This window comes from Candidatus Thioglobus sp. (genome assembly GCF_028599055.1).
Lineage (GTDB): Bacteria > Pseudomonadota > Gammaproteobacteria > PS1 > Pseudothioglobaceae > Thioglobus_A.
The window spans coordinates 1,380-3,807 of record NZ_JAQRMS010000111.1; the positions used below are offsets into that span (position 1 = coordinate 1,380).

The 2,428-nt window shown below is 41.8% G+C and carries 3 protein-coding genes; 1 reads left to right on the forward strand and 2 read right to left on the reverse strand.

Features of this window, described 5'->3' with window-relative positions:
• The coding region (gene rdgB, locus PSN35_RS06450; RefSeq protein ID WP_300031077.1) for an RdgB/HAM1 family non-canonical purine NTP pyrophosphatase at positions 1-522 on the reverse strand (522 nt) is incomplete at its 3' end.
• 42 nt (positions 523-564) lie between these two features.
• Here rdgB and rpiA point away from each other — a divergent pair.
• Positions 565-1,227, forward strand: coding sequence for a ribose-5-phosphate isomerase RpiA (gene rpiA, locus PSN35_RS06455; RefSeq protein WP_300031080.1), 663 nt, complete (start codon positions 565-567; stop codon positions 1,225-1,227).
• A gap of 6 nt (positions 1,228-1,233) precedes the next feature.
• Here rpiA and PSN35_RS06460 read toward each other — a convergent pair.
• On the reverse strand, positions 1,234-2,428 hold a 1,195-nt coding region (locus PSN35_RS06460; protein WP_300031083.1), incomplete at its 5' end, for a M48 family metalloprotease.

The window sequence follows — 2,428 nt, forward strand, 5'->3', positions numbered from 1 at the left end:
TTCAGGCGCTAACTCAGCTGACGCACAACCCCGGGTTGGCACATAAAAAATTGGATCATAGCCAAAACCATTTTCACCAACTTTTTCACGCAGAATTTCACCCTCCCAACCACGCTGAACAATTATCGGGGTTGGATCATTAGCATGCTCAACAAATACAATGGCGCACCAAAATCGTGCACTACGCTGACCATCAGGCACATCAGCCATTTCATCAAGAATTTTCTGCGTATTAGCCTCATCGTCGCCATGATTACCGGCATAGCGCGCCGAATAAATACCTGGCTCACCATTAAGTGCATCGACCACAATGCCAGAATCATCTGCCAATGCTGGCAAGCCTGATTGCTCACTAGCATTACGCGCTTTAATCAGGGCATTTTCAACAAACGTTAGTCCAATTTCTGGCACCTCTTCAACGCCCATATCGCTCATAGAAACCACCTCGTAAATATCGGACAGCATGGTGTTAAATTCCCTAATTTTTCCCTTATTATTGCTAGCAAGAATGATTTTTTTCATCGTGTATAATTGATTGAATATTTAGATTTTATGGAGCACATTATGACTCAAGACGAAATGAAATTTGCCGTGGCACAAGAGGCACTAAAATACGTGGTTAAAGATACTATTATAGGCGTGGGCACCGGCTCAACAGCTAATTTTTTCATTGATGCGCTCGCAACAATGAAAGACGACATTAAAGGCGCAGTAGCTAGTTCAGTTGCAACTGCAGAGCGCTTAGAAGGTCACGGTATTAAGGTATTTGATCTAAATGAAGTTGAAGCAATTTCAGTTTACATTGATGGCGCTGATGAATCAGACGACGGCTTAAACCTAATCAAAGGTGGTGGTGGTGCATTAACACGTGAAAAAATCGTGGCTGCTGTGGCTGACAAATTTGTTTGTATTGCGGACGAGTCAAAACTTGTTAAGGTAATGGGTGACTTTCCACTACCTGTTGAGGTAATTCCAATGGCAGCTAACTATGTAAAACATCAAATCACACGTCGTATTGGCGGCACGCCATTTGTTAGAGAGAACTTTGTTACGGATAACGGTAATTTAATTTTAGACGTTGAAGGCTTAAAAATTACCGATCCTAAAGCGATGGAAACTGAACTAGACAGTATTGTTGGTGTAGTGACTAATGGATTGTTTGCTAATCGTGGTGCCAACGTGCTGCTATTAGGCACACCAAATGGCGTTAAAGTCGTTGGTGCTTAAAACTCACTAAGATAATTCTTTGTACAAATCGATGCGTTTTTCTAAGCGCTCGATCTCAACCTCAATCACATCAAATAAATCTTGTGAGCGCGTCGTTGCTTTGGCACGCTCATAACGAGTAACCGCTTCATCAAGCTTGCCTTGGCGAATTAAAGCTTTGGCATTATGAATATGTGCACGATCCAATTGGCCAGTTGCCACATACAAAGACGATAGCAATTTGTGTGATAAATAAGTACCTTCATGGCGCTTCAGATACCGCCTTAACAAGCTAATACCCTGCTGCGTTTGATCGTTGTCCAAATAGGCTTGTGCAGCAAAATAAGCACCGGACTCAGTATCAATAACATGCGAGAAGTATTGCTGTGACTGCTCTAATTGCTCCAGCTTTGAATAAACCCTCCCCGCTAAAATATAGGTTGGATTTTTATCATTAACCAATAATAACTGATCAATATAGCTTTTCGCTTGTGCGTATTGTTGCAATTCGAAAGCATCGTAAGCTTGCATATACAATGCCACATCGTCAGTTTTATCAAGCTTAATACGCTTATGTTGACGGTAATAAAGACGAGCTTTAGTAGTAATATATTCAAAAGCATCTTCACGATAGCTACCGCTCAATCGACTTGAGCGCGACTGCGCATCGGCAATACGATTAACACTGAGCGGATGTGAGCGTAAAAACTCAATAGCATTAGGATCATCTTCTAATTTCTCAAAAAAAAGTGCCATGCCATTAGGATTAAAACCTGATTTTGACAACATGGTGGTACCAACCCGATCAGCCTCCCACTCATGTTCACGGGTGAAATTAATATTTTGCTGTGCTGTGCCTGCAACGGTAGAAGCGGCAATGGCTTGTGAAGCGTTGGAATTATCAACCAACGCGGCAGCCAACATACCAGCCAACATAATGTAGGTTTGCTTATCGGTTTTTTCACTAAAGCGCATTAAGTGGTTTTGCGTCACGTGAGATATTTCGTGCGACAATACGCCTGCAAGCTCCGCCTCAGATTCGGAACTAAACAACATGCCGGTATGTACGCCAATATAGCCATAAGAGCCTGCAAATGCATTGATACTGTTATCGTTTAATAGGAAAAAATCAAAATGCTTATCAGGGTTTTCGCTGAACTGAGTTAACTCATGGCCTAATTTTTTTAGATAAACTTGCGCCTCTATGTCTTCAACAACAACA

What these genes read in the sequence shown, in the direction of transcription:
- rpiA (WP_300031080.1), top strand. Translation starts at nt 565, where the DNA reads ATGACTCAAGACGAAATGAAATTTGCCGTGGCACAAGAGGCACTAAAA.